The sequence below is a fragment of the Desulfosporosinus metallidurans genome (assembly GCF_001936615.1).
In the GTDB taxonomy this organism is placed as follows: domain Bacteria; phylum Bacillota; class Desulfitobacteriia; order Desulfitobacteriales; family Desulfitobacteriaceae; genus Desulfosporosinus; species Desulfosporosinus metallidurans.
In genome coordinates this window covers 1-644 of the sequence record NZ_MLBF01000178.1, presented here as the reverse complement: position 1 = coordinate 644, position 644 = coordinate 1, and the positions used below count along the sequence as shown (strand labels likewise).

At 50.9% G+C, this 644-nt stretch carries 1 protein-coding gene; it reads left to right on the top strand.

The window, feature by feature from the left end; translation table 11 throughout:
* Positions 1–40 precede the first annotated feature (40 nt).
* Positions 41–644: site-specific integrase (locus tag DSOL_RS26245; RefSeq protein ID WP_170871636.1), on the top strand; the 604-nt coding region annotated here is incomplete at its 3' end.

The window sequence follows — 644 nt, the reverse complement described above, 5'->3', positions numbered from 1 at the left end:
ACGCGGCCTGTATCATTTGTTGTCGCCGGAGTTCAAAGCTGTGATTGACTGTTACCGGGCATCCGAAAGCAAGCGAGACAAGAAGGCAACCACAATCATAGCCGAGGCGAGTCATGGGGCGAGTTTTTTATACGCTTTGCAGCAGAAAGGCATAAACACTGTTGATGCGATTACAGAAGCGACTGCATTGTCCGTTTTCATAGGCGAGGACGGCATTTTGCGCCGAAGCTGCTCGTACAAAAAGAACATCGCAGCAGTTTTCAAAGCCTGTATAAGAGAGAACCCTGACTGCCCGGAACCGCTCACGAGAATATTGGCTTACCTGCCTGAATTACGAGAACGGCGCAAGAACATTCAGTATCTGAAGCCGGAGGAAGTGCATCGGATTAAACAAGCTCTCACGAATGGGGATTCGGGGCTTTCGCTCAGGGATAGAGCGGTTGGTTCGCTGGCGCTTTATACCGGGCTGCGATGCTGTGACATTGCCGGACTGACAGTAAATGCTATTGATTGGGAGAACGAGTTAATCCATATTAGGCAGCAGAAGACGGACGCTCCCCTCGAATTGCCGCTTTCCGTTACCGTAGGCAACGCCGTCTATGAATATCTTGCATCCGAACGCCCGGAAACCGAGTGTGAATTCG